The 23,630-nt window shown below is 38.7% G+C and carries 25 protein-coding genes; 10 read left to right on the forward strand and 15 right to left on the reverse strand.

Features of this window, described 5'->3' with window-relative positions; genetic code table 11:
* Window positions 1-58 precede the first annotated feature (58 nt).
* Window positions 59-283, reverse strand: a complete 225-nt coding sequence (locus AN490_RS18535) for a hypothetical protein (RefSeq protein WP_300006404.1) — start codon at window positions 281-283, stop codon at window positions 59-61.
* A 223-nt stretch (window positions 284-506) separates the two neighbouring features.
* Between AN490_RS18535 and AN490_RS18540 the strand changes: the two genes are divergently transcribed.
* Entirely contained in the window at window positions 507-779 is a 273-nt protein-coding gene (locus AN490_RS18540; protein ID WP_271821939.1) for a hypothetical protein, read from the forward strand.
* The gene (locus AN490_RS18545; RefSeq protein WP_300006405.1) at window positions 776-1,141 is read left to right on the forward strand and encodes a clan AA aspartic protease; all 366 of its coding nucleotides are present in this window, start codon (window positions 776-778) and stop codon (window positions 1,139-1,141) included. The genes AN490_RS18540 and AN490_RS18545 overlap by 4 nt, the downstream gene beginning before the upstream one ends.
* 130 nt (window positions 1,142-1,271) lie before the next feature.
* Here the strand turns inward: AN490_RS18545 and AN490_RS18550 are convergent, their stop codons facing one another.
* The 5 genes from AN490_RS18550 to psbB form a co-directional block, all read right to left on the reverse strand.
* Window positions 1,272-2,027 carry a TspO/MBR family protein gene (locus tag AN490_RS18550; RefSeq protein WP_300006406.1) on the reverse strand — a complete coding sequence of 252 codons (756 nt, stop codon included), beginning with the start codon at window positions 2,025-2,027 and terminating at the stop codon, window positions 1,272-1,274.
* A 104-nt stretch (window positions 2,028-2,131) separates the two neighbouring features.
* Window positions 2,132-2,866, reverse strand: coding sequence for an HAD family hydrolase (locus AN490_RS18555; protein ID WP_300006407.1), 735 nt, complete (start codon window positions 2,864-2,866; stop codon window positions 2,132-2,134).
* A 126-nt stretch (window positions 2,867-2,992) separates the two neighbouring features.
* The gene (locus tag AN490_RS18560; RefSeq protein ID WP_168651970.1) at window positions 2,993-4,030 is read right to left on the reverse strand and encodes a 30S ribosomal protein S1; all 1,038 of its coding nucleotides are present in this window, start codon (window positions 4,028-4,030) and stop codon (window positions 2,993-2,995) included.
* A gap of 298 nt (window positions 4,031-4,328) precedes the next feature.
* Complete coding sequence (locus AN490_RS18565) at window positions 4,329-4,433, reverse strand: photosystem II reaction center protein T (protein ID WP_015083195.1); 105 nt, start codon at window positions 4,431-4,433, stop codon at window positions 4,329-4,331.
* Window positions 4,434-4,530: 97 nt separating this feature from the next.
* Entirely contained in the window at window positions 4,531-6,057 is a 1,527-nt protein-coding gene (psbB, locus tag AN490_RS18570; RefSeq protein ID WP_015083196.1) for a photosystem II chlorophyll-binding protein CP47, read from the reverse strand.
* Window positions 6,058-6,465: 408 nt separating this feature from the next.
* Between psbB and AN490_RS18575 the strand changes: the two genes are divergently transcribed.
* The 3 genes from AN490_RS18575 to AN490_RS18585 are packed head-to-tail and all read left to right on the forward strand — an operon-like array spanning window position 6,466 to window position 9,057.
* Window positions 6,466-6,921 carry a type II toxin-antitoxin system antitoxin SocA domain-containing protein gene (locus AN490_RS18575; protein WP_300006408.1) on the forward strand — a complete coding sequence of 152 codons (456 nt, stop codon included), beginning with the start codon at window positions 6,466-6,468 and terminating at the stop codon, window positions 6,919-6,921.
* Window positions 6,914-7,537: a hypothetical protein gene (locus tag AN490_RS18580; protein WP_168650455.1), complete on the forward strand. Its 624-nt coding sequence runs from the start codon at window positions 6,914-6,916 to the stop codon at window positions 7,535-7,537. The genes AN490_RS18575 and AN490_RS18580 overlap by 8 nt, the downstream gene beginning before the upstream one ends.
* 35 nt (window positions 7,538-7,572) lie before the next feature.
* On the forward strand, window positions 7,573-9,057 hold the full coding sequence (locus tag AN490_RS18585) for a glycosyl hydrolase family 57 (protein ID WP_300006409.1): 1,485 nt from the start codon (window positions 7,573-7,575) through the stop codon (window positions 9,055-9,057).
* Here AN490_RS18585 and AN490_RS18590 read toward each other — a convergent pair.
* The 4 genes from AN490_RS18590 to AN490_RS18605 form a co-directional block, all read right to left on the reverse strand.
* Window positions 9,054-9,692: a histidine phosphatase family protein gene (locus AN490_RS18590; RefSeq protein WP_148759889.1), complete on the reverse strand. Its 639-nt coding sequence runs from the start codon at window positions 9,690-9,692 to the stop codon at window positions 9,054-9,056. The two genes, AN490_RS18585 and AN490_RS18590, sit on opposite strands and share 4 nt — an antisense overlap.
* A gap of 279 nt (window positions 9,693-9,971) precedes the next feature.
* Window positions 9,972-11,246, reverse strand: a complete 1,275-nt coding sequence (locus tag AN490_RS18595) for an ABC transporter ATP-binding protein (RefSeq protein WP_300006410.1) — start codon at window positions 11,244-11,246, stop codon at window positions 9,972-9,974.
* A gap of 101 nt (window positions 11,247-11,347) precedes the next feature.
* Window positions 11,348-12,499 carry a glycosyltransferase family 4 protein gene (locus tag AN490_RS18600; protein ID WP_300006411.1) on the reverse strand — a complete coding sequence of 384 codons (1,152 nt, stop codon included), beginning with the start codon at window positions 12,497-12,499 and terminating at the stop codon, window positions 11,348-11,350.
* Between the two features lie 18 nt (window positions 12,500-12,517).
* A complete protein-coding gene (locus tag AN490_RS18605) occupies window positions 12,518-13,687 on the reverse strand; it encodes a glycosyltransferase family 4 protein (RefSeq protein ID WP_300006412.1) in 1,170 nt (389 codons plus the stop codon).
* Window positions 13,688-14,080: 393 nt separating this feature from the next.
* Here AN490_RS18605 and AN490_RS18610 point away from each other — a divergent pair, with 393 nt between their 5' ends.
* The gene (locus tag AN490_RS18610; RefSeq protein WP_300006413.1) at window positions 14,081-16,297 is read left to right on the forward strand and encodes a hypothetical protein; all 2,217 of its coding nucleotides are present in this window, start codon (window positions 14,081-14,083) and stop codon (window positions 16,295-16,297) included.
* Window positions 16,298-16,428: 131 nt separating this feature from the next.
* On the opposite strand, the gene AN490_RS18615 is transcribed toward AN490_RS18610, so the two are convergent.
* The 4 genes from AN490_RS18615 to AN490_RS18630 all read right to left on the reverse strand — a co-directional run bounded on the left by AN490_RS18615 (window position 16,429) and on the right by AN490_RS18630 (window position 18,322).
* Window positions 16,429-16,950 carry a DUF6575 domain-containing protein gene (locus tag AN490_RS18615; RefSeq protein WP_300006414.1) on the reverse strand — a complete coding sequence of 174 codons (522 nt, stop codon included), beginning with the start codon at window positions 16,948-16,950 and terminating at the stop codon, window positions 16,429-16,431.
* A 15-nt stretch (window positions 16,951-16,965) separates the two neighbouring features.
* The gene (locus AN490_RS18620) at window positions 16,966-17,367 is read right to left on the reverse strand and encodes a hypothetical protein (RefSeq protein WP_300006415.1); all 402 of its coding nucleotides are present in this window, start codon (window positions 17,365-17,367) and stop codon (window positions 16,966-16,968) included.
* Window positions 17,368-17,662: 295 nt separating this feature from the next.
* Complete coding sequence (locus tag AN490_RS18625; protein WP_300006416.1) at window positions 17,663-18,091, reverse strand: hypothetical protein; 429 nt, start codon at window positions 18,089-18,091, stop codon at window positions 17,663-17,665.
* Between the two features lie 45 nt (window positions 18,092-18,136).
* Window positions 18,137-18,322 (reverse strand): type II toxin-antitoxin system HicB family antitoxin, encoded by a 186-nt coding sequence (locus AN490_RS18630; RefSeq protein WP_300006417.1) that lies wholly within the window; start codon window positions 18,320-18,322, stop codon window positions 18,137-18,139.
* 54 nt (window positions 18,323-18,376) lie between these two features.
* Here AN490_RS18630 and AN490_RS18635 point away from each other — a divergent pair, with 54 nt between their 5' ends.
* Window positions 18,377-19,576, forward strand: a complete 1,200-nt coding sequence (locus AN490_RS18635; protein WP_300006418.1) for a Coenzyme F420 hydrogenase/dehydrogenase, beta subunit C-terminal domain — start codon at window positions 18,377-18,379, stop codon at window positions 19,574-19,576.
* A 77-nt stretch (window positions 19,577-19,653) separates the two neighbouring features.
* On the forward strand, window positions 19,654-20,031 hold the full coding sequence (locus tag AN490_RS18640) for a GxxExxY protein (protein ID WP_015083210.1): 378 nt from the start codon (window positions 19,654-19,656) through the stop codon (window positions 20,029-20,031).
* A gap of 67 nt (window positions 20,032-20,098) precedes the next feature.
* On the opposite strand, the gene AN490_RS18645 is transcribed toward AN490_RS18640, so the two are convergent.
* Entirely contained in the window at window positions 20,099-21,328 is a 1,230-nt protein-coding gene (locus AN490_RS18645; RefSeq protein ID WP_015083211.1) for a methionine gamma-lyase family protein, read from the reverse strand.
* Between the two features lie 86 nt (window positions 21,329-21,414).
* Between AN490_RS18645 and AN490_RS18650 the strand changes: the two genes are divergently transcribed.
* Window positions 21,415-22,230, forward strand: coding sequence for an acyl-CoA desaturase (locus AN490_RS18650; protein ID WP_015083212.1), 816 nt, complete (start codon window positions 21,415-21,417; stop codon window positions 22,228-22,230).
* A 229-nt stretch (window positions 22,231-22,459) separates the two neighbouring features.
* Complete coding sequence (locus tag AN490_RS18655; protein WP_300006419.1) at window positions 22,460-23,533, forward strand: fatty acid desaturase; 1,074 nt, start codon at window positions 22,460-22,462, stop codon at window positions 23,531-23,533.
* Window positions 23,534-23,630: the final 97 nt, after the last annotated feature.

Genomic DNA, 23,630 nt, shown 5'->3' on the forward strand with positions numbered 1-23,630 from the left:
GGATTCCGGAATTTTGAAAATTTCCGAGTTCGTGCTTTACTACCTTGGTATTTCAATCCTATTTCTCCATAAAGGGAGCGGTAGAACCAAAAATATTTTTAAATTCCTCTATATGTCGAGAATCTTTTTCAAATATTTGTTCAATCAAAATTTCTGTATCTCGTTTCCATTTAATAAAGAGTTTTTCTTTTTCTCTATATTGTGTTCCTGGAATTATGTATTTTAAATTATCAATTAATTGAATTTGACGTTTTAGCTTTTCAATTGTGTCTTCTTTTTTCATTTTTTTTAACCTTGATTTACAACATAGCTGCATTGTAACATTTGTGATCACTAATGCGAAAGGTGTCGTTTAGTAAAGCTTACCGAAGCGATCGCTCTTAGTTAAACTATACTGGAGATGTGCAATTATGCGGAACCCAGTACCAAAGGCGATAGCGAAGCGCTGACTGAAGGTATCGCTTGATCAAGTATAATAAACTAATCACGAAAAAGGATGAAATAAAATGCAAGCTATTCTCCTCAGCAGCGAAGAAGTCGCAAACCGTGCCAAAGAATTATATGAAAATGGTATTCGTCAACAAGTAGAAACTGATGAAAACATCGGTAAAATGATAATTATTGATATAGAAACAGGTGAATATGCTATTGATAAAACAGGCATAGAATCAGCGCATTATTTACGGAATAAAAACAGATTTGCTCGACTTTTTGGGATTCGCATTGGTTATAAAGTTGCTGCCTCCTTTAGTGGAGAAATGGAGCGTGATTATCGGTGATAACTGGTATTATTAAAAACGGGCGTGCAACTGTCAATGTTATATTTCGATTGCCAGAACAACCAGATTTTACAATTGAATTTGTGATTGATACAGGTTTTACAGAGTTTCTTTCCTTACCGACCGCAGCAGTTAATCTCTTGGGTTTTCCTTGTGTTTATGATATGTATGCAACTTTAGCAGATAATAGCCGTGTGCTTTTACCAGTACATCAAGCTACCATTATCTGGAATGGAGAAGAAAGAGTAGTTAATGTTTTAGCTACAGGAAAGCGTCCCTTATTAGGAACTGCTTTACTTGACGGTTATAAACTATCTATCCAATTTATAGAAGGTGGTTTAGTAACAATTGAAGAATTATAGTTTAATATTACAGCACTATGTTAGGCGTTTAAATTCCTGAATTCAGTGGTAGAGAATTAATTCTTCCCTACCATTTTTCATAGATATTAAATGCGGTCTTTTCTTTCCCCTAAATGTGAATTATGACTATTTATTTCTCCACAACAGCCAATTTCAAAGGATACAAAGGCTCAGATCCATTTAACTGCCAAATTCTCAACACCAATGCACTAGCTACAGTTAACCATACACAAGAAAAAGATAAAATCATTCCCGCTAAAGGAACAGTTTGCCAATAAATTGCCGTTACAACCATAGCCGATAACCAAGGCCCTAAAATCACCACAGGAACAGCAGCACCTAATCTCCGTTCTACGGTAAAAATCGTATTCCAAGTATCTCCTAAAGCCAGATGTACCACAAACAGAATTAAAGGTAATACCAAAAATTGGTGATTCATTTCCTGCCAAACTAATACCGAAGAAATTACTCGCAAAACGGCAATGAACATCCAAACTATGGGAAATGCTAAAGGTGGAGGAGACCATTTTGGTCTAATTACCTGATCATAAGTTGTCCGAGAACGGGTATTATCTAAAAGCGAAAAAATGCGGGAACGGATACTTAATAAACCAAAAAATAATGCCGTGACTAAAGTGCTAAACCAACTGGGAAAAGCAGAATTATTGTCAATTAAAATTACTAATTTTTCCATTCCCAGTAACACAAGAATCATCACTCCTATTTGCAGAATAGTCCCTAATTTATAAACTAAAACTGCCTTGATATCTAGTTCTTGTGTGTCCCCTGCTGATGTATTTAGAGACTGTTGTTGATTGCCAGTTTTTACCCCCATCACCATGTTTACAAACTGTTCAAGTATGCCACCATTATTGGATTGATTCATAATTAAGAGATAGTGAGTAGTTGGTAGTTAGTCCGCTTAAATTTTAACTTAATTGCCAAAATTTTTCTGCATTGGTGTGTCAATAAATAGAACTAGGAAATCATTCAATCATCAATCACCTGAATTTCCTCAAGTTGATTAATTACCACATCTGCACCTTTAACATTATCTGCCCTCCCAATCCAAGTAATACCAATACAGCCAGCAGCTTTAGCATCACGTGCCATTTGCATATCACCCACAGAATCACCTACCATTAAAGTTGCCCCTGGTGCTACTCCTAAAGCTTGACAAGCTTCTAAAAACAGGGCTGGATCTGGTTTACTTGGACCCTCATCAACTCCCTTTTCCAGTTGCAAATAATCGCTTAATTGGTGATTAATCACAAATTTCTCTACATCTTCAGTAGTGGCTGCTGACAGAATCCCCAATTTTAATCCCGCTACTGACAAAGACTGTAATACCTCCAAACTACCCACAAATAAAGGTGAGGGAGTTTTGCTAACATATTGATCAGCCTCTTCTAAAGCTTGACGGGCAATTTTCAAAGATTCAAACCATCCTCTTCCGGTTTCCGCAATATAGGCTGCTGCTGCAACTTCTGTTTCTTTGCGACTCGCTACTGATATTAAACCCGCTGGATCTAAAAAATCGCCATTAATACCAAAAGCCATTAACAATGGTTCACCAATACCGGGAATTTGCGCGTCTATTATCCGCGTTGCTTTTTGTGCCAACGTTATTAAATATGACTCGGAATCTTCTAAAGTCCCGTTTTTATCAAATAAAATTGCTTCAATATGAGAAAACGCAATGTTTTTACATTTAATAGTTACCATATTTTTCAGTTGTTAAAGAACAGGGAATAATTCAATTGAATAGCCAATTGCCATAAAAAAAGAGGGAAAAACCCTCTTAATTCAATACTTTCATGATCTCAGTTGTAGGTAATTACAACTATCAATCTATGATTCAATAGCGGCTGGGATCTCTTCTTCAATTTCTGTTGCTGCGGGAATTTCTTCCTCAGCTACAGCTTCCACAGGTGCAATTTCTTCAGCGCCTTCCACAGGTGCTACTTCCGCAGGTATAGTAATACCTTGCTGTTTGGCAAGCAATTGTTCCCGATACTTAGCTGCCATTTCTTCGGCCTTATCGTAAACCAAATCACGGTTCTTGATCATGTCACCAGGTTCTGGTTCTAACTGTTTGGTAGACAGTGAAATCCGTCCCCTTTCTGCATCCAAGTCAATGATCATTACTTTCACTTCATCATTGACATTGAATACACTATGAGGAGTGTCAATATGCTCGTGGGAAATCTCAGAAATGTGTAGCAGTCCGCTCACGCCACCAATATCAATGAAAGCACCGTAAGGTTTGATACCGCGAACAGTACCAATAACCACTTCGCCAACTTCCAAACGGTTCATCTTCCGCTCAACCAGCGCCCGACGATGGGAGAGAACTAAGCGGTTACGCTCTTCATCTACTTCTAAGAATTTCAAAGGCAGTTCTTCGCCTACCAAATCTTCCTTGGGTTTGCGAGTGCTAATATGAGAACCGGGGATAAAGCCGCGCAATCCTTCAATTCGCACTAATGCACCACCACGGTTGGTTGCGAAAACGCCAGAACGGACAGTAGCATCTTCTGCTTGCAACTGCCGTACTCGCTCCCAAGCCCGCATATACTCAATCCGACGAATTGAAAGGGTGAGCTGACCATCTTCATTTTCATCGGTAAGAATGAAAAATTCCCGTGTTTCGTTTGATTGTAAGACTTCTTCCGGGGCATCGACCCGGTTAATAGACATTTCTTGTATGGGTATATATGCTGCGGTTTTCGCACCTATGTCAATCAGAGCGCCGCGCGGCTCTATACTGAAAACTGTACCCGGTACGACATCTCCAGGGCTGAAGTGATAGTCGTATTTATCAAGTAGAGCAGCGAAATCTTCGTGGGTAAATCCAATTTCTGTAGCGGTTAAGTTCTGATTGACCATGCTAATGTGTTCCTGGGTCTAGTCTCCGTAAAGGTTTTGTCATAAATTCAGTTTATATGTAAGTAGGGGGAGGACAATTTCCACTTACATTGCTGTCTTATCCTAGCTTAGAATAGCTAGTCTTAACACATATCAACTTCCAGACATAAAATTATATCATATTTTGGAGTCAGGAGTCAGGAGTCAGGAGTCAGGAGTTAGGAGAAGAAAGAAGTCTTAAACTAAAATATCCGTTGCTACTATCATTAGTAACAACGGATAAAAATTCTATATTCCCTTATAAATCGGGAATAACTAACTACTTATCTTTTTTCTCAAACCGAGGGGGTTCGCGGAAGGCGATTGAAAAAAAGAGTACACCTATTGCTAGGGCTAAAATCAAGATGTAAGCAACACTTTCCATATTTTTCAGATCCTGCCTGTTGAGCCAGTAATTTTAGTTTACCAAACCGGGGAAAAAGCATGAAGTAGAAAAATCTACTTCACACCTGATCCAAGTTTTAAGCTTCCGTTCTCCGGCGAGTTGTCTTGTCACCCAGCTTCTGGAAAAGACCCCATTCAACTTGTTCTTCTTCAATTTCCACACCGGCAAATACATCACGGTAAATTGTCCGTGAACCATGCCACAGGTGACCAAAGAAGAATAATAGAGCGAATACAGCATGACCAAAGGTAAACCAACCTCTGGGAGATGTGCGGAATACACCGTCAGAGTTCAAGGTTTCTTTGTCAAATTCAAAGATCTCTCCACCTTGAGCTTTACGGGCATACTTCTTGACATCAGCGGGATCTGTAAAGGTTTTACCATTCAGATTACCACCGTAGAAACTGACAGTTACGCCAGTTTGTTCAAAGCTATATCTAGATTCTGCCCGACGGAAGGGGATGTCAGCCCGGACAACACCATCTTTATCGGTCAAAATGACTGGGAAGGTTTCAAAGAAGTTAGGTAGACGACGAACTGTTAATTCCCGTCCTTCGGCATCTGTGAACACAGCGTGACCTTGCCAAGATTCAGCAATACCATCACCCTTCACCATTGGACCTGTACGGAATAGACCACCTTTAGCGGGGCTATTACCAACATAATCGTAGAAAGCCAGTTTTTCAGGAATCTTTGCCCAGGCTGCGGTCAAAGAATCACCTTCAGCAACACTGGTTTGCACACGACGCTGAATTTCTTGACGGAAGTAGTCTTGATCCCACTGATAGCGGGTAGGTCCAAACAGTTCAATTGGGGTAGCAGCGTTACCGTACCACATAGTTCCGGCTACTACGAAAGCAGCGAAGAAGACAGCAGCGATACTGCTAGAAAGTACGGTTTCAATATTCCCCATCCGTAGGGCTTTGTAGAGCCTTTCTGGAGGTCTAACTGTCAGGTGGAATAAACCCGCGATAATACCAACTACACCAGCCGCAATGTGGTGAGCGACAATGCCACCTGGGTTATAGGGGTTAAATCCAGCCGGACCCCATTCTGGTGCTACTGGCTGAATACTGCCAGTGATGCCATAGGCATCAGATACCCACATTCCCGGACCAAATAATCCAGTTTGGTGGAATGCACCAAAACCAAAACAAAGTAAACCGGATAAGAACAGGTGAATACCAAACATTTTTGGCAAATCTAGCGCAGGTTCACCAGTGCGAGGATCTCGAAAGAGTTCCAAATCCCAGAAAACCCAGTGCCAAACGGCAGCCAAGAATAATAAACCAGAAAGAACGATGTGAGCCGCAGCAACGCCTTCAAATGACCAGAAACCGGGGTCTACTGCTGTGCCACCAGTTACGCTCCAACCGCCCCAAGATTCGGTTACGCCTAAACGTGCCATGAAGGGAAGTACGAACATCCCTTGTCGCCACATGGGGTTAAGAACTGGATCACTAGGGTTATAAACGGCTAGTTCGTACAATGCCATTGAACCTGCCCAGCCAGCTACTAAAGCTGTGTGCATTAAGTGTACAGAAATCAGCCGACCTGGATCATTCAGAACGACTGTATGTACCCGATACCAAGGTAGTCCCATTGACTACAAGCCTCCAGGATAGTTATGTTTACAAAGCAATTTTCTTACTGAGGTTCTGCATGACGGAAACCGTCAATCAGAAGAATCTCTGAGTTTTTTTATTGCTGATTTTGAGTTTGGCAATACCGACGCACTACCATAGTTTGAGTTCTTTGTCAAGAACTAGCTGTTTGAGTGTTTGGGTAATTGCTAAACAAAAATGAGAATATTCTAAAAAGTGTAACTATTGATGGAACGCTTTGCAAGGGTTTCTATTGTTGGGGTTACTTAGCTTGTGGCTTAAATATCATGATCAATCACCAGAAATGCTGGTTATAACCTGATCTATTGGGAAGTAAGATGTGAAAATAATTTTGCCTGACTACTTATATAGTACAATAGTATGTGGTTGAGGTAAATCAATAAATTATGATTTCACAAGAATTAGATCAAGTTAAAAAAGCAATCATCACCATTCACAGAGACCTATTTGATGAAAGCCCTTCACCAATGAAGCTGCAAAAATTGTGTTATTATGCACAAGGGTATGCTCTAGCTGAAGAAAAAGAGTTATTCCCTGAAGATTTTCAGGCATGGCAGCATGGTCCAGTGATAGACTCCCTATACTATAAGTATAAGGAGTATAAGTGGCATCCAATTGATGAGGAGGTATCTGAGCCAGATGGAATTGATTATGAATATTTACAAGATATCGTTAGTGCTTATGGACGCTACGATGGAGCAGCACTTAGCACAATGACCCATAGAGAAAGACCTTGGTTAGATGCAAGGGGTGATTTGGACGAATCAGAAGGTAGCAATGCTTTAATTACGAAAGAATCTTTGCGTGATTACTTCGCTTCTAAGTTAAAAGCCAATGGCTAAAAAGAAGTTTAATACTATTGCGGATCAAGATGCAAAGTCTGTAGCAGAAGAGCGTCTTCGTGTTTCCTTTAATTACCTTGATTGGGACTCAGAAGAGTTCTTTTTTCATGGAATGGAAATCAAATATTATCAGAAATTCTTTGATTGCATATCAAGGATAGAATCCAGCACAGAAAGGGAAATAACTGAGCAAACACATCCTAGTTTATTACCTAAGTCGATCTTTAACTCCCAAACTTCAATTAGGGATTCATTTCCTCATGAGATAATTGCCAAGATTAAGAATAAGCTTTTTGTTCAAACAAAAGACGAAGAATCATCGCTAGATCAGGCTAGCGAAATAGCCTCAAGGGCTTTTGAAGTAAGATTGGGCAAAAATTATGGGCGAATTCATGGTTTCATTTGGAATAATACGTTCAATATTGTCTGGTTTGATCCGGCTCATAATTTGTACCCTATGAAGCGTGGAATAACAAAACATAAAGATATTGCAACAGTCAAGTCTTTTTCTTCCGATGAATGTTTACGGCTGCAAGAAATAATAAAGGAACTACATAAAGAAAATACAGAATTGTATGAGGCAATTTGTAATAATACAGATTCTCATCAACTCTAAACATTTAGTTATACATTATTTTTGAGGGGCTATAAATGTTGAAATTACCAGATAATCTCCCTACGTTACCCGAAATTATTGATAATCTGCCAAATATCTGCGGTTGGGAAAAAGAAGTGTTGACTGTAGTTAACCACGATGAACCTATTTTTTTACCAACGACTAATCTGAAATTAGCAGATATTAATGCAGTATTTGCGATCGCTCTACATATGCACCAACCCACTATCCCAGCGGGAAATAATGGTTTATTGATCAGCAATTTACAATATATGTTTGCCCATCAGCAAGAAGGAGATAATCACAATGCTGCCCCTTTTGCTAATTGTTATAGTCGCATGGGAGATTTTATTCCTGAATTAGTTGCACAAGGCTGTAATCCCCGTGTGATGTTGGATTATTCTGGTAATCTTTTATGGGGACTGGTACAAATGGGCAGAAGTGATATTCTAGATAATCTTAAACGCATCACCTGCAATCCTACCTACCAGCCCTATGTAGAATGGTTGGGGACTATGTGGAGTCATGCTGTCATCCCTTCCACCCCCATAGCAGATATTAAACTCCACATTATCGCTTGGCAACATTATTTTGCGGCAATTTTTGGTTGGGAAGCATTAGCAAGAATCAAAGGATTTTCCCCTCCAGAAATGCACTTACCAAACCATCCAGATACCTTGTTTGCATTTATCAAAGCCTTAAAAGAATGTGGTTATCGTTGGTTATTAGTGCAAGAACATACCGTAGAAACAATTAATGGTCAGCCTTTAAATTATAAACATTTACCACATCGGTTAATAGCTCGCAATTCCCAAGGAGAAGAAATTAGTATTACTGCATTGATTAAAACCCAAGGTTCAGACACTAAATTAGTCGCCCAAATGCAGCCATACTATGAAGCCAAAACTTTATCTAAACAAAAATTAGGTGATGTTGTCGTACCTCCCATAGTTAGTCAAATAGGTGATGGTGAAAATGGTGGTGTGATGATGAACGAATTTCCCGGCGGTTTTCAACAAGCTTGGGGGGATATGGTGCAAAATGGAGGAGGTAAAACTGGTGTTGTTGGTGTTTGCGGTACAGAATATTTAGAATTATTAGCAGCCGCAGGTTGTCAGCCCGCAGACTTTCCTCCCTGTCAAGCAAGTGGACAACATCAAATCTGGGCGCAAATTCCTGAAGGTAATTATCAACCGGATGCTGTAGAAAATGCGATTCAAGAACTGAAAAAAAATCACCCCAACTTTCATATTGATGGGGCATCATGGACAAATCATATTAGTTGGGTGCAAGGATATGAAAATGTTTTATCTCCCATGTACAAATTTAGCAATTTATTTCATGGGAAATTCGACAATTTATTATCTGATCAATCCAGTGTAAATCTGACTCAAGATAGTCAATACCGCCAACTGCTATTACATAATCTCTTATTACAAACTAGCTGTTTTCGTTATTGGGGACAAGGGACTTGGACAGACTACGCTCAGGAAATTTACCGCCAGGGAGTGTCAATTTAAGTTCCTGGACGAGAACGAATATGATCTGGTATATGATGGCGATCGCCTAATGTTTCCAACAAAGGACCATTAACATCAAATTTAACCATACTTACCGATGCGACCAAAATATTTACCCGATAACGATAGCGTCCCAAATCAATTCCCAGCAAACTGCAAAGCATAATCCGAATCGTGGCTTTATGGGAAACTACTAAAACATTACCTTGGGGATATTTTTCTTGAATTTCCGCAATTACAGGCAGAGAACGGTTAGCAATATCTACCGCAGTTTCTCCACCAATGGGTGCATTCCAAGCGGGTTCTGTCAACCAGTTCACATAGTTTTCTGGGTAATTTTCCTGAACAAAGGATTTACTCTTGGTTTCCCATTGTCCATAACTACCTTCTCTGAGTCCTTCCCGCACCTGCATCTCCATCCCAATAGCATCACAAAATGGCTTGGCAGTGGCAATGGTGCGCTTCATCGGACTAACATAAACCGCTGACCAGTTCAATTTTTGATAAACATCAGCAAAACTGGATGCCATTTGCATTCCTTCTTGTGTCAATTCTGCATTAGTTTCACCGCAGAAATTACCAGTTTGACTAAAAGTTGTTTCACCATGTCGCAGTAAATATAAATTGAGTGTCATAGTTTGGATGAGGATGGGGATAAAAGAGTTTGTGCAAAAATAAAATATCATTAATCTCGCAATCGAGTCTGTAACAAGATGATATAATCCTGACAAGATATTTTAAAACCGATTAATTTTACTTCTTTTAGTATGGCTGCTGCTGAAAAAGTGATGAATGGAGTAACAACTATAGAAGAAGTTTTTAGAGTATTACCCCATAGTGCTTTATATCATTAAAATAGGGAACAGGGAATAGAGAATTGGTAAATAAAAATATATTTCCTCTTACCTCTTCCCTTATTGTTGAAATATTGCTAACTCGGTTTTGGGGTCAAAAAAATGCAGTTTATCAGGCACAAATGATAACCAAAGTTGGTCATTTATCTTTATAAATCTATCTGGGGGAACTCGAACTTGTAAAGTTTGTCCATCTACATTTTGTAAATCAGGATCAGAAATTTTTACAGCTAAAAAAGTGTCATTTCCTAAGTTTTCTACTAAGTCTACTTTGACTGGTAAATTTTTAGTAGCAGGTACACCCAAACTGAGATGTTCTGGACGAATACCCAACATTAAAGTTTGTCCGTCGTAGTTTTGTAACGCACTTCCCCACACATCTGGAAGGGTAAAGCGAAAGTTAGTATGGGTAATTAATAAAGGTGCGTGAAACTCCACAGGGATAAAATTCATGGGTGGAGAACCGATAAATTCCGCGACGAAGCGATTAGCAGGACGATTATATAGTTCTAAAGGTGCTGCAACTTGCTGTATTTTACCTTCTGACATAATGGCAATGCGATCGCCCATTGTCATGGCTTCAGTTTGATCATGGGTAACATAAATCGTCGTTATTCCCAATTGACGTTGTAATTTAACAATTTGGCTGCGGGTTTCAGCCCGTAATTTAGCGTCCAAATTAGATAATGGTTCATCCATTAAGAATACTTGGGGATTGCGGGCAATCGCCCTTCCCAATGCTACCCGTTGTCTTTGTCCCCCGGAAAGTTGTTTCGGTAACCGATTTAACAGAGTTTCAATTTGTAATAAACCCGCAACTTTTTGGACTCGTTCATTAACAATTCTTTCTTTTGGAGAAATATACCGTAATCCACTAGGTAACTTTTTTGTTAACCCTACAAGTAGATTTTCGCCCCATTGAGTCAGTCTTTTTTTGCCAACTTCCTGATCTGGAAACTGACGACGTAAGCCAAAAGCAATGTTGTCATATACAGTCATGTGGGGATAGAGTGCATAACTTTGAAACACCATAGCGATGTCCCTGTCCTTGGGAGGTAAGTCATTAATCAAGCGAAGCCCTGCGGGCGCACTAGCGCTATCTCCTACCGAAATGTTACCACCAGTCATTACCTCCAGCCCAGCGATTAACCTCAGCAGGGTACTTTTACCGCAGCCAGATGGTCCCACCAGCACCATAAATTCACCATCAGCAATGGTTAAATTAATCCGTCTCAAGACACTTACACCATCGGTACCGTCTGGTTGCGTTTTTGCACCTTCCCCACCGCGAGAGGGAAAACTTTTATAAACGTTTTCTAATACAACTTGTGCCACGAGAATTCACTTTAAAATTTATTAATTTGTAAAGGTGGGATTTCTCCACCCATACATTACATATTATACATTGTTTCCCAAGACCCAGATCCTTGACTTCTTCAAGAAGTCGGGGATCTAATTGATTCTAACAATTCTTGAATTTGCTGATTAATAATATTAACATCAAAACGTTCACTAGCAACAATTCTGGCATTATTGGCAATATTCGCAGTTTTTACAGGTTCTTGCAGACAATTATGAATCACCTTTGCTAATTCTTGAGGTTCTCCGGGTGTGACTAAAAAACCATTAATCCCATCTTCCACTAATTCTATTGCACCACCAGCTTGAGCCGCAATCACAGGTTTACCACACAGCATAGCTTCAACAATAACTCTTCCAAAAGGTTCAGGTGCAGTGGAAGTATGAGTAATTAAATCACACATTGCCATTAATTTGGGAATATCTGAGCGAAAACCTAAAAAATTGACTCGATTTTCTAACCCTAATGCAGTTACTTTTTGGTGTAAATCCTGAATATATTCCTGTTCACCAAATAAAGCATCACCAACTAAAATTACTACCACATTTTCTGGACATTGGGAAAGAGCATCAATTAAAATATGCTGTCCTTTCCAGGGAGAAAGCCGGCTAAAATGTCCAACAACAAATTTACCTTCTAATTCTAAATTAGCTCGGATTTTTCTAACTTCTAATTCATCAACTTGATAATTTTCTATAGCAAAACCATTATAAACAACTTCAACTATATCGGGTTTTCCTCCAGCTTGTAAAAATGCCGTTTTACTAGCTTGAGAATTAGCAATTACCAAAGCAGCACAACGATTAATTAAATTAACAGCAACTCGCAAATTAGTTTTACTAAAATGTTCTAAAGAAAGAATATCATGTAAATGATAAACCAAAGGACGACGAGCGAAAAAACTAGCTATTGCCGCGACAACTAAAGCCTTTTGAGTATTAGCATAAATTAAATCATATTTCTTTGCCCGTTGCACAACCTGATTAATTAAAGGAATTATTTGCCCTAAACTAGCTAATGCTGGAAATAAACCACTTTGTTTACCAACTTTAATAGCTTGAGTTGTCAAAACCTCCACAGGAATTTGGTTTTCTTCGAGTAACTTACGAAAATCACCATCTGCGAATAAACCAACCAGGGAATTTTCACCATAAGGTTTAGCAATATCAACTAAACATAATTCAGCACCACCAGGTTTACCACTTTGGTCTAAGAATAGAATTTTCATACAATCTCTATCATCAATTTAAGCTAGGAGAACTTGCCGAACTTGTTGAGCAATATTAGTCCAATCATAATTTTTAATTGTGTAATTATGACATTCTTCCCTAGAAGGTAAAGGCAGTTTTCCTAACATAACTTGTGCTAATTTATCAGCAATACTTTCAACAGTAATCGCCTCAGTAATTAAATCTGGAGAAAATTTCTGTAAAATTTCTGGCATTCCCCCCACAGGAGTACATAAAACAGGAGTACCACAGGCTAGAGATTCCAAAATAGCTAATCCAAAACCTTCAAAAGATTGACTTGGCATCACAGTTAAATCAGCCGCTTGATAAGCCACAGGTAAATCATTTTCAGGTAAGAAACCTAAGAATTGCACATTATTTTCTAAACCTAATTCTCTAGCTTGTTGTTGAAGTAAAGCTTGAATATGACCACGACCAGCTATAGCTAACCAAATATCAGGAATTCCCACTTTAATCATAGCTATAGCTTGCAATAACTTATCAATTCCCATGCGGTGAACTAAGCGACGGGAAGTAAATAATATCGGCCGATTAGTTGGCCAACCTAGTTTTATTCTAGCCTCTTGACGCGAGAGATTATTCTGAAAATGATTAATATCAACTCCACCAGGAATGATGTGAATTTTCTGCCAGGGAACTTGGTATTTTTGATGGAGAATCTGACCAAAAGCTTTACTAAGGACAATAAAGCGATCGCACCGATTATAAGTGCTTTGTTCTATTATTTTTTCCTTTAGCCAAACACTCAACTTTTTATTAACAACTTCCTCCTGACTTTCCGAAGCCCAAGGACCATGAAAGTTAAAAGTAACCGGTACTCCCTTAGGTAAAATATCTAAAATTGGAAAACTATATAATGCAAAATGGAGATTAATTGCATCAGGTTTACCTAATCTTGTTTTCTGAAAATTATCACGAATTGACCATAACCGAGAACTAATTTTACTATCTGGACAAGCTAAATTAGTCAACTTAATCTGTGTATTTTTAGCATCTAGAGGTAAACCCACTCCACATAATTCTACTTGGTCTTGAGATGCTGCTAATCTATGAATTAGTTCATAAATATACCGTTCTAAGCCTCCAGGATTGTTAGGAAACCAACCCGTACCTAAAGTTAGAATAGATGCCGATGCTGAACTTAATTCTATATCTTTACCTGTCACTTACTTATCTCCCTTTTGATAGATAAATTGAGATGATTTATTTTGATTTATGCTTTTATTTATTTTGTCAATGCCAAGATAATTTATTTTCAGCATAATCTTTTAATACGACGCTGAGAATCTAAATCGGTTTAAATATAAAAATTATTCTATTTTCACAAACAAAATACATCAAAAAAATATATTTGCATAACAAATAATAGATACTCGTAAAAATATCAAAAGTATCAAGTATAATTTATTTATTTTGAAAATATATATTGTTGATAAAGTTTTGATGAAATTAACTGCAAGATAAAATTTATTTGTTAATTTATGAGTAAGAATTTAAAAGCCTATCCCACAGGGATAAATTAAAAATTCAAAAAGCATATTACAGCAACCGAATTATTTATGCAGATTAGTAAAACTTGCTACAAACTTTATCAATATCTTCATAACTTATTTCAGAGTAGATATTGGCGAAAAAAAATAACTTTCAATATTTTATTGGGTTTAACCTGTGGACTACTTGTAACATTTGCCGGAATGACAATGGATTTAGCCACAACTAAAAAATCCAAAGCAGTCAAAACTCCTGAAATTACATATATTACTTCTTGGTTAGGAAATACAATTGGTAATGGTAAATTGCGAGTACAAAATAATATAGAAGGAATGTATGTCAAAGATGATGGGACAATTTACACAAATAGTGCTTGGGATGAAGCTGGTAGTGAAGCAGGAATATATAAAGATGGTAAACCAATTTTTATCCTCCAAGATACACATGGTTGGAATCGTTTAGGGGGGAAAGCAATAACAGTAAATAGCAAATATATTTACATTTCTATGACTCAAGGTGGAGTAGATCAAACTAAAGAAGATTATCCTCCCCAAGGACAAACTTGGTACTGCGTCAGACGTTATGACTTAACAGGAAAACCTGCACCTTTTGAGCAAGGGAATGGCTGGGATAAAAGTATGTTAATTACCAGCAAAAGTCATGAAATCACAGGAATAGCAACAATAAATAATCACCTATTTGTTAGCAATGCTGGGGAGAATATTGTTCGGGTTTATAATACCGAAACAATGGCAGAAATAAACAAATTTACCGTTAATAGTCCCGAAAAAATTACCATTGATAAAAAAGGCAGTTTGTGGATCATTCAAAATCAAAAAGGTGCTAAATTTGGAAAAATTGTCAATTATTCTCAAGACGGAAAAAAATTACCAAAAGAAATAATAGATGTTGATAAACCATCAGCATTAGCCATTGATAATCTCGGCAGACTGTTAGTAGCAGAAAATGGGATTAATCAACAATTGGTAATTTACAATATTAATAATCAGCCGGTTCGTGTAGATACTTTTGGGGATAAAAAAGGTATTTTTGGTGGTGTACCTGGAGAAATAAAAACATCCAAACTCTACGGCATTACAGGAGTTGGTACAGATGCAAAAGGTAATATTTATGTAAATAGTAATGGCTTCAATAAATCAGGAACAGATTTAAGAAAATTTTCGCCATCAGGAAAAATAGCATGGCAATTATTAGGATTAATATTTGTAGATAATGCAGATACAGATCCAAAAACAGATGGTGTAAATATATTCACCAAACAAGAACAATATGTCATGGATTATAGCAAGCCTGCTGGTAAACAGTGGACATATAAAGCCTACACAGTCAATCCCTTTAAATATGCTCAAGATCCACGGCTGCATACATCACCAGATGGAACTTTTGTCCGTCGGATTCAAGGAAAACCTTTTGTATTCCTGACAGATATGTACAATAGCTTTTTGCAAATTTATCGTTTTGAACCAAAAACAGATGGTAAAATTGCAATTCCTGCCGGGATGTTTGTGGGTACTAATGATCAGAATAAACAATCTATTAATGGCAATTGGCCACCCAATCAACCCGCAAACGGAGAATGGATTTGGCGTGATAGTAATGGCAATGGTGCATTTGAAAAAAATGAATATGATAATACCGAAGACTATCCCTATATCGGAGGTTGGTGGGTAGATAGCAAAGGAGATGTTTGGAAAACTTTGCGAACAGAAGATGGCATTCGTCATTATCCTTTACAGGGATTAGATGCTAAAGGAAATCCCATCTATACCTATAGTTCAATGAAAAAAATCAGGACTCCTAGCACCTTTAAAGACTTGCGACGGATTGAATATTTTCCCGAAACAGATACTATGTATTTATCAGGTTTTACCATTGAACATCCGGCATTTGCTGATGATGCCAAAGTCATAGGATCAGAAATTGCTCGCTTCGATAATTGGAGTAAGGGAAATCGCACTCCTAAATGGCGAATTGTTGTCCCCTATGACACCACAGGTAAAGGAGAAATTGCCACCGCAGCCATGAGTGTAGCAGGTGATTATGTATTTGCAGTGGGTGTCAAAACCGCAGAGGTATATGTTTACAAAACTGCTACGGGAGAACTCGTGAAAAAGATGACTCCAGGTGCAGAAGTTGGTAAAGAAAGTGGCTGGGTTGATATTCCCTATGGTATCCGGGCTTTCCGTCGTGCTAATGATGAATATCTGGTATTTGTCGAAGAGAATTGGCAAGGTAAGGTGCTTATCTATCAGTTTCCTATTTGATTTATAGCAGGTTTAAATAATTTGTGAATTCGGAAATACCCAATTTATTAAATAAGTTGGGTATATAAATCAATTTAGAGTATTTTGGGTGAGCGATCGCTCTTTTATCTAAAATCTTCCCTAATTTACAATTAAATCCTGATTTTTTCCTTATTTTCCAGAGGAAAAACTGCATCAGAGAAATCAATAGTTTCGCCAGCTATGGGTAAATATTCATCATTGAGATTTTCACAAAATATAATTTCTACAACATCCAAATTATGATTTTCGGAAATTATAGCTTGATAAATAAAACCATCTTCTGATTTTTTAAAAGCATCATATAAATCAATATTACCAGAACGAATATTTTTTAATCTGCTTTTAGACATGGGAGAATAAAGCCATGTTTTACCAGAACGAATATTTTTTAATCTGCTTTTAGACATGGAAGAATAAAGCCATGTTTTACCAGAACGAATATTTTTTAATCTTCCTTGTGACATGGGAGAATAAAGCCAAGTTTTATGATCTGGTATTTCATCTATCCAAACAGCTAAAAAAATCAGTCCTGAAGCATTTTGACAACTAAATAAACAGGGAAAATCATAATATTCATAGATTTCAATAATTTCTAGGTTTACTAACGGTGGGTATTGTGGTAGTAATTTCATAGATAAACCTCATTTTTAGTCAGGAGAAGTAATATTAACAATTTCAAACTTTTTCCAAGCTTCTTGATTAGCTGGCAACCACCAAGTATGATGATCATTACCTGTTTTTCTGGAAGGTGTGTTTAACATTACTCCTAAATCAGAATTTCCATATCCTAATGCTACTTGTTTTTTGCGAAGTGCAGGAATTTTATTACGAGCATTACAAACTCCTGCTGCTGAGGTAAAAACTGAGAGTCCACAAGTTTGACATTCTGTGATGTTTTTAGGACAAAGTTGATCTATATTTTGTTCACGCCATGATCTAAAATCATCAGATGTAGGAGGGTTATTATCTACCAGACGGTAAATAGTTCCTGAAATTGGTTGAGCAGCTTCAGAAGGGCAATTTTCAGGAAAATGCTGAGGCCATTTCATGTTATTTCTTTTATTTTAATACATTTTTTAAATGATATCACCACCGCCAAGAAATTACGCTAATAGCAAAATCCAGCTAAAGCTGAATGAAGATTGATATTTATTCAGTCTGTTTTAACAGACTTTCGCTATGAGACTGAGAATTAATTCTCAGGCGGTTTTGTGGGATAATGGAAGATGTATATTAACAGCAAAAAACCCTCGATAAATTAACCGAAGGCTTATTGAAATAATCAGATTACTGAAAAAATTAGTGACTTACAAAATTGTACAAACTACAGCAAACAACAAACTGCTAATTTGCATTTTGACTTTGATTATCGCTGAAATTATGCCATAACTGATATGCAGCATACCCTCCTGCGGCTGCTATTCCTACAGGAACTAAAACTGGCGATGCACTGATAGTTCCAGCAGCTGCAACTAATGGAGCTAAACTTGTTATTGCTGCTTGTCCCATAGCTGCTCCAACCGCTACAATGGTAGCTGTGTTTCCAGTAGCAGCGAGTGTTACTGCACTACCAGCAACGATTCCGGTGGTTGCTCCCGCTGCAAACGAGGCGATATTTGAGCAGTTGCTACCAGATTCACATTTAACAACATTTATCTCTATAACTGCTGCACTAGCTGTAGATGGAAAAATAGTTATGGTGCTTATTACAATGAGCAATGTAGCTAGGCACACTGAGATTAAGCGTTTGGCATTTTGGAATATACGCAGCATCTAAATTTCTTGGTGTATTAATTTGCTTACTAATTATAGAGTATTTCAATACAAATCAGGTTTTACTTCCCCATGTTCCAGTTTATCAGCCAAAACACGCAAAGCCAAAGCCTGAACCTTAGCCACCGCCTCCTGTCTTGTGTTTCCATAAGCCAACACACCGGGAAAATCAATCACTTCCGCAATAAAGCGTCCGTCTTCCTCTTGTTCAATCTCTATTTTCAAGTTCATAGCCTGTAACGGTAAGGTAATAAAAGCGATATTTCAGCAAAACAAACAAAATATATGACATCCATAGATTCTAGCAAACACAAAAAAGCCAAAGCCCTCAAACCCGGAAGCGTGCGCCCCGCAAAAGAACTCTGTAGCGAATGCGGACTATGCGACACATACTATATCCACTACGTCAAAGAAGCCTGCGCCTTCATTACCCAAAGAATAGACGAACTAGAAACCACCACCCATAACCGCCCCCGCAACCTAGAAGACGAAAACGAACTATATTTTGGAGTTCATCAAGAAATGATGTCCGCCAGAAAACAACAACCCATAGAAGGCGCACAATGGACAGGAATAGTTAGCAGCATAGCCATAGAAATGCTCAATCGTGGCTTAGTAGAAGGCGTAGTCTGTGTCCAAAACACCAAAGAAGACCGCTTTCAACCTATGCCTATTATCGCCCGCACCCCCGAAGAAATACTAGCAGCCAAAGTCAATAAACCCACCCTATCCCCCAATCTTTCTGTATTAGAAGAGATAGAAAAATCAGGAATGAAGAGGTTATTAGTCATCGGAGTAGGTTGTCAAATCCAAGCATTACGAGCCGTCGAGAAAAAACTCGGCTTAGAAAAACTCTACGTACTGGGAACACCATGCGTAGATAACGTTACCCGCGCCGGACTGCAAAAATTCCTGGAAACCACCAGCCGTTCCCCGCAAACAGTCGTCAGCTACGAATTTATGCAAGATTTCCGAGTCCACTTCAAACACGAAGACGGTTCAGAAGAAACAGTCCCCTTCTTCGGCTTAAAAACCAACATCCTCAAAGACATCTTCGCCCCATCATGTATGAGTTGCTTCGATTACGTCAACTCCCTCGCTGATATCGTCGTTGGGTATATGGGCGCACCTTACCAATGGCAATGGATAGTAGTCAGAAACGATACAGGCAAAGAAATGCTCGAACTCGTCAAAGACCAACTCAACACCCAGCCAGTCACGTCCCAAGGAAACCGGAAACCAGCAGTACAGCAAAGCATACCAGCTTATGATCAAGCCGTCACCTTACCCATGTGGGCAGCGAAATTAATGGGAGTAGTGATAGATAAGATTGGCCCCAAAGGACTGGAATATGCCAGATTTTCCATAGATTCGCACTTTGCGAGAAATTACTTATATGTGAAGCGGAATCATGGAGAAAAATTAGAAGCTCATGTACCGGAGTTTGCGAAACGGATAGTGGGGCAGTATAAGTTACCGGAATAAGATTTCGCGCAAAGGCGCAGAGGAGCAAAGGCGCAAAGGGAAGAAGAAGGAGGTAAGGTATTAAGAAGGAGGTTTATATGACTGAGAATGAAATAGCGACTCAGATTGTTGATGCTGCTTATAAGATTCATACCAGATTAGGACCAGGGTTGTTTGAATCTGTGTATGAGACTGTTTTGGCTTATGAATTGGAGAGTAGAGGTTTACAGGTAGCAAGACAACAAGCAATACCTGTAGTTTACGAAAGTGTTCATTTACAGGAAGGGTTTCGGGCAGACATCATAGTTGAAAACAAAGTCATCATTGAAATCAAATCCCTAGAAACCCTCCACCCTGTACACAAAAAACAACTTATCACCTATCTAACTCTTGCCAATATACGCCTTGGACTACTCATCAACTTTGGTGAAGTCCTCATCAAAGACGGCATTAAACGCATAGCCAACAAACTTTAACCTCTTCCTTCTCTTCCCTCTCTTCCTTTGCGCCTTTGCTCCTTAGCGACTTTGCGCGAAACTATTCTTAATTCTCCCCCACAGCCTCAATAGCCGCTTGTAAAGCAATAGATACATGAGTCCAATGAGTCCCCCCTTGGCAATAAACCACATAAGGCTCACGCAATGGACCATCTGCCGATAATTCTAAGGTACTCCCCTCGATAAATGTCCCCCCAGCCATCACCACTTGGCTTTCGTAGCCGGGCATATCGTCGGGTATGGGTTCTAGATAAGATCCTATGGGTGAATGCTGCTGTATGGCTTTGCAGAAGGCGATCAGTTTTTTGGCTGAACCGAGTTTAATCGCTTGAATCACGTCTCCTCTGGGTGCTAATGGTGGGGGGTTGACTGGATATCCGAGTCTGTCAAATATATAACCTGTCAGGTATGTTCCTTTCATTGCTTCCCCTACCATCTGTGGGGCTAAAAATAATCCTTGGAATAACAGGCGGTTTTGATCAAAGGTTGCTCCTCCTTCGCTACCAATACCGGGGGCTGTGAGTCTACAAGCGGCTGCTTCTACTAGGTCGGCGCGTCCGGCTATATAACCACCTGCACTCACGACTGTACCTCCAGGATTTTTGATCAATGATCCGGCTATGAGGTCAGCACCAATATGGGTTGGTTCTTGGGTTTCGATGAATTCGCCGTAGCAGTTGTCTACAAAACAAACGGTGTTCGGGTTTTGCTGTTTAACGATGTGAACAATTTTTTCTATGTCGGCTATGGAGAGGCTTGGCCTCCATGAATATCCGCAGGAACGTTGAATCAATACTAACTTTGTGTTGTCAGTAATGCTAGTGTTTAAGTTTTGCCAATCTATTTTTCCTTGATCAGTTAGTTCCAATTGGCGGTATTTTATGCCAAAATCAATTAGAGAACCTTGGCCTTGTCCTCTCAAGCCAATTACTTCTTCGAGAGTATCGTAGGGAGAACCGACTACTGCTAACATTTCATCCCCAGGACGAAGTACACCATACAGCGCACAAGCGATCGCATGAGTTCCCGAAACAAACTGCACTCGCACCACAGCAGCTTCAGCACCCATTATTTCGGCAAAAACTTTATCTAAGGTTTCTCGTCCTAAATCATCGTGTCCGTAGCCACTTACGCCTGCAAAATGATGTGCGCCTACTCGGTGATGACGAAAGGCATCTAATACTCTTTTAAGATTATGCTTGACCTGAGCGTCAATACCAGAAAAAATTTCTAATAGTGCCTGTTCTGCTTCCCGCAGCCGTTCAAAGCTGTTCATCATTTCCTCATTCAAAAACATAAAATAGATATGCGGATTTTAGGATCTCGCAGATTAGGCTGAACAATTTCTATTCAGGTTACTGCATGACAATTGCTACTTCTAAACCTCCCATTAACTGGGTTAATACCCTATTTTTCGTTTCATTGCACGTCGGCGCTCTATTTGCCTTAATTCCGAGCAATTTTAGCTGGAAGGCAATTGGTGTTGCTTTATTGCTTTACTGGGTGACTGGAGGTTTAGGTATTACTTTGGGATATCACCGTCTTGTCACTCACCGTAGTTTTCAAACGCCTAAATGGCTAGAGTATGTCTTGGTAATCTTTGGGACACTATCTTGTGAAGGTGGTCCAATTGAATGGGTAGGTACACATCGAATTCACCACTTACATTCTGATACTGAATCTGATCCCCATGATTCAAATCAAGGTTTCTGGTGGAGTCACATGGGTTGGATGATTCATTTTGCTCCTGCTCACAGTCAAGTTCCTCGCTTCACTAAAGACATTATTGATGACCCAGTTTATCAGTTTTTACAGAAAAATTTCATTTTATTACAAGTTGCCTTGGGCATAATCCTATATTTCTTAGGTGGCTGGCCAATGGTAGTTTGGGGAATTTTTGCGCGGATTATTTGGGTTTATCACTGTACTTGGTTGGTAAATAGTGCTACTCATAAATTCGGATACCGCACTTATGATTCTGGTGACCAGTCAACTAATTGTTGGTGGGTTGCCATTCTCGTTTTTGGTGAAGGCTGGCACAATAACCACCATGCGTTTCAATACTCTGCCCGTCATGGTTTGGAATGGTGGGAAATTGATCTGACTTGGATGACAATTCAGTTATTACAATTACTAGGTCTAGCGACAAACGTAAAGCTGGCAGAGAAAAAGGCATAAGCAGATTTTCTGCTCAAAGTCAATAGTTTTGTAGTCATTTTTTGGCTGAAGACTATTGACTTTTTGTGTGTAAATAAAGCAATTTTTAATTTGAAATTTTTAATTGCTCAATATCTATCCTAAGTTGTTCTAAGGTTGCTATAATCTCAGAAATTAATGTTACAAAACTTTGCAGCAAGTTACTTTTTTTAGTAACCTTGTCTAGCTGTCTGTTGTTTTTCAGGTATTCATGACTACATCAATCATCAAAAGTCAGGAAATAGCGGTCTCCACAGACCTTGGTAAAGACCAAATAAAACTAAAACATATTATCAAAAGTCTACCCAAGGAATGTTTTCAGAAAAATAGCCGCAAAGCATGGACAACTGTGCTTATCAGTTCATCTATGGCTGCATTGGGCTATTATTTCATCGCCATTTCCCCTTGGTTTCTTCTACCCATAGCGTGGATTTTTACAGGAACTGCTTTAACAGGTTTTTTCGTTATTGGACATGATTGCGCTCATCGTTCATTTGCAAACCGTCGCTGGGTAAATGATTTAGTGGGACATTTCTTTATGATGTTCTTAATTTACCCTTTTCATAGCTGGCGCATTAAACATAATCATCACCATAAACATACTAACAAGCTAGACGAAGACAACGCTTGGCATCCTATTAGAACAGAAACTTTTGCAAGTTGGTCTAAAAGTAGACAGTCTGTCTTTGAGTTGTTTATCAGTAAACGTCTCTGGTGGGTAGGTTCTATTGGCCATTGGGCGGTTGTGCATTTTGATTGGCGCAATTTTCCGAAAAAAGAACAAGATAGTGTTAAATTTTCTGTGGCTGTAGTGGCTGTTTTTGCAGCGATTGTTTTCCCAACTTTGATTATTACAACTGGTGTTTGGGGTTTTATTAAATTCTGGGTTATTCCCTGGATGGTTTACCATTTCTGGATGAGTACCTTCACCATTGTTCACCACACTCTTCCAGATGTTCCTTTTGCAACTGCTAATAAATGGAATGAGGCTTTAGCACAGTTATTCGGAACTATTCATTGTGATTATCCTCGTTGGGTAGAAATTCTCTGTCACGATATTAATGTTCATGTTCCCCATCATATTTCTACTGCTATTCCTTCCTATAATTTGCGGTTGGCTTACAGCAGCATCAAAGAAAATTGGGGTGCTTATCTCCATGATGAATATAAATTCTCTTGGGGTTTAATGAAGGACATTACTAATCAATGTCAACTTTATAAAACTGATATTGGTTATATAACTTTTGACGAATATCGTGAGGAAAAATTATCAACGGTGAAGTAGTAATTCTTTCTACTTTTAGCACCAATTCTTTTGATTTGGCAATTAACCAAATTTAACCCGGTTTAGGTCAATTGCCAACATCTCAAGTTTGTATTTT

Source organism: Anabaena sp. AL09, assembly GCF_001672255.1.
GTDB lineage: Bacteria > Cyanobacteriota > Cyanobacteriia > Cyanobacteriales > Nostocaceae > Dolichospermum > Dolichospermum lemmermannii.

What these genes read in the sequence shown, in the direction of transcription:
- AN490_RS18535 (WP_300006404.1), bottom strand. Translation starts at nt 283, where the DNA reads ATGAAAAAAGAAGACACAATTGAAAAGCTAAAACGTCAAATTCAATTA.
- AN490_RS18540 (WP_271821939.1), top strand. Translation starts at nt 507, where the DNA reads ATGCAAGCTATTCTCCTCAGCAGCGAAGAAGTCGCAAACCGTGCCAAA.
- AN490_RS18550 (WP_300006406.1), bottom strand. Translation starts at nt 2,027, where the DNA reads ATGAATCAATCCAATAATGGTGGCATACTTGAACAGTTTGTAAACATG.
- AN490_RS18555 (WP_300006407.1), bottom strand. Translation starts at nt 2,866, where the DNA reads ATGGTAACTATTAAATGTAAAAACATTGCGTTTTCTCATATTGAAGCA.
- AN490_RS18560 (WP_168651970.1), bottom strand. Translation starts at nt 4,030, where the DNA reads ATGGTCAATCAGAACTTAACCGCTACAGAAATTGGATTTACCCACGAA.
- AN490_RS18565 (WP_015083195.1), bottom strand. Translation starts at nt 4,433, where the DNA reads ATGGAAAGTGTTGCTTACATCTTGATTTTAGCCCTAGCAATAGGTGTA.
- psbB (WP_015083196.1), bottom strand. Translation starts at nt 6,057, where the DNA reads ATGGGACTACCTTGGTATCGGGTACATACAGTCGTTCTGAATGATCCA.
- AN490_RS18575 (WP_300006408.1), top strand. Translation starts at nt 6,466, where the DNA reads ATGATTTCACAAGAATTAGATCAAGTTAAAAAAGCAATCATCACCATT.
- AN490_RS18580 (WP_168650455.1), top strand. Translation starts at nt 6,914, where the DNA reads ATGGCTAAAAAGAAGTTTAATACTATTGCGGATCAAGATGCAAAGTCT.
- AN490_RS18585 (WP_300006409.1), top strand. Translation starts at nt 7,573, where the DNA reads ATGTTGAAATTACCAGATAATCTCCCTACGTTACCCGAAATTATTGAT.
- AN490_RS18590 (WP_148759889.1), bottom strand. Translation starts at nt 9,692, where the DNA reads ATGACACTCAATTTATATTTACTGCGACATGGTGAAACAACTTTTAGT.
- AN490_RS18600 (WP_300006411.1), bottom strand. Translation starts at nt 12,499, where the DNA reads ATGAAAATTCTATTCTTAGACCAAAGTGGTAAACCTGGTGGTGCTGAA.
- AN490_RS18610 (WP_300006413.1), top strand. Translation starts at nt 14,081, where the DNA reads ATGCAGATTAGTAAAACTTGCTACAAACTTTATCAATATCTTCATAAC.
- AN490_RS18615 (WP_300006414.1), bottom strand. Translation starts at nt 16,950, where the DNA reads ATGAAATTACTACCACAATACCCACCGTTAGTAAACCTAGAAATTATT.
- AN490_RS18620 (WP_300006415.1), bottom strand. Translation starts at nt 17,367, where the DNA reads ATGAAATGGCCTCAGCATTTTCCTGAAAATTGCCCTTCTGAAGCTGCT.
- AN490_RS18625 (WP_300006416.1), bottom strand. Translation starts at nt 18,091, where the DNA reads ATGCTGCGTATATTCCAAAATGCCAAACGCTTAATCTCAGTGTGCCTA.
- AN490_RS18630 (WP_300006417.1), bottom strand. Translation starts at nt 18,322, where the DNA reads ATGAACTTGAAAATAGAGATTGAACAAGAGGAAGACGGACGCTTTATT.
- AN490_RS18635 (WP_300006418.1), top strand. Translation starts at nt 18,377, where the DNA reads ATGACATCCATAGATTCTAGCAAACACAAAAAAGCCAAAGCCCTCAAA.
- AN490_RS18640 (WP_015083210.1), top strand. Translation starts at nt 19,654, where the DNA reads ATGACTGAGAATGAAATAGCGACTCAGATTGTTGATGCTGCTTATAAG.
- AN490_RS18645 (WP_015083211.1), bottom strand. Translation starts at nt 21,328, where the DNA reads ATGAACAGCTTTGAACGGCTGCGGGAAGCAGAACAGGCACTATTAGAA.
- AN490_RS18650 (WP_015083212.1), top strand. Translation starts at nt 21,415, where the DNA reads ATGACAATTGCTACTTCTAAACCTCCCATTAACTGGGTTAATACCCTA.
- AN490_RS18655 (WP_300006419.1), top strand. Translation starts at nt 22,460, where the DNA reads ATGACTACATCAATCATCAAAAGTCAGGAAATAGCGGTCTCCACAGAC.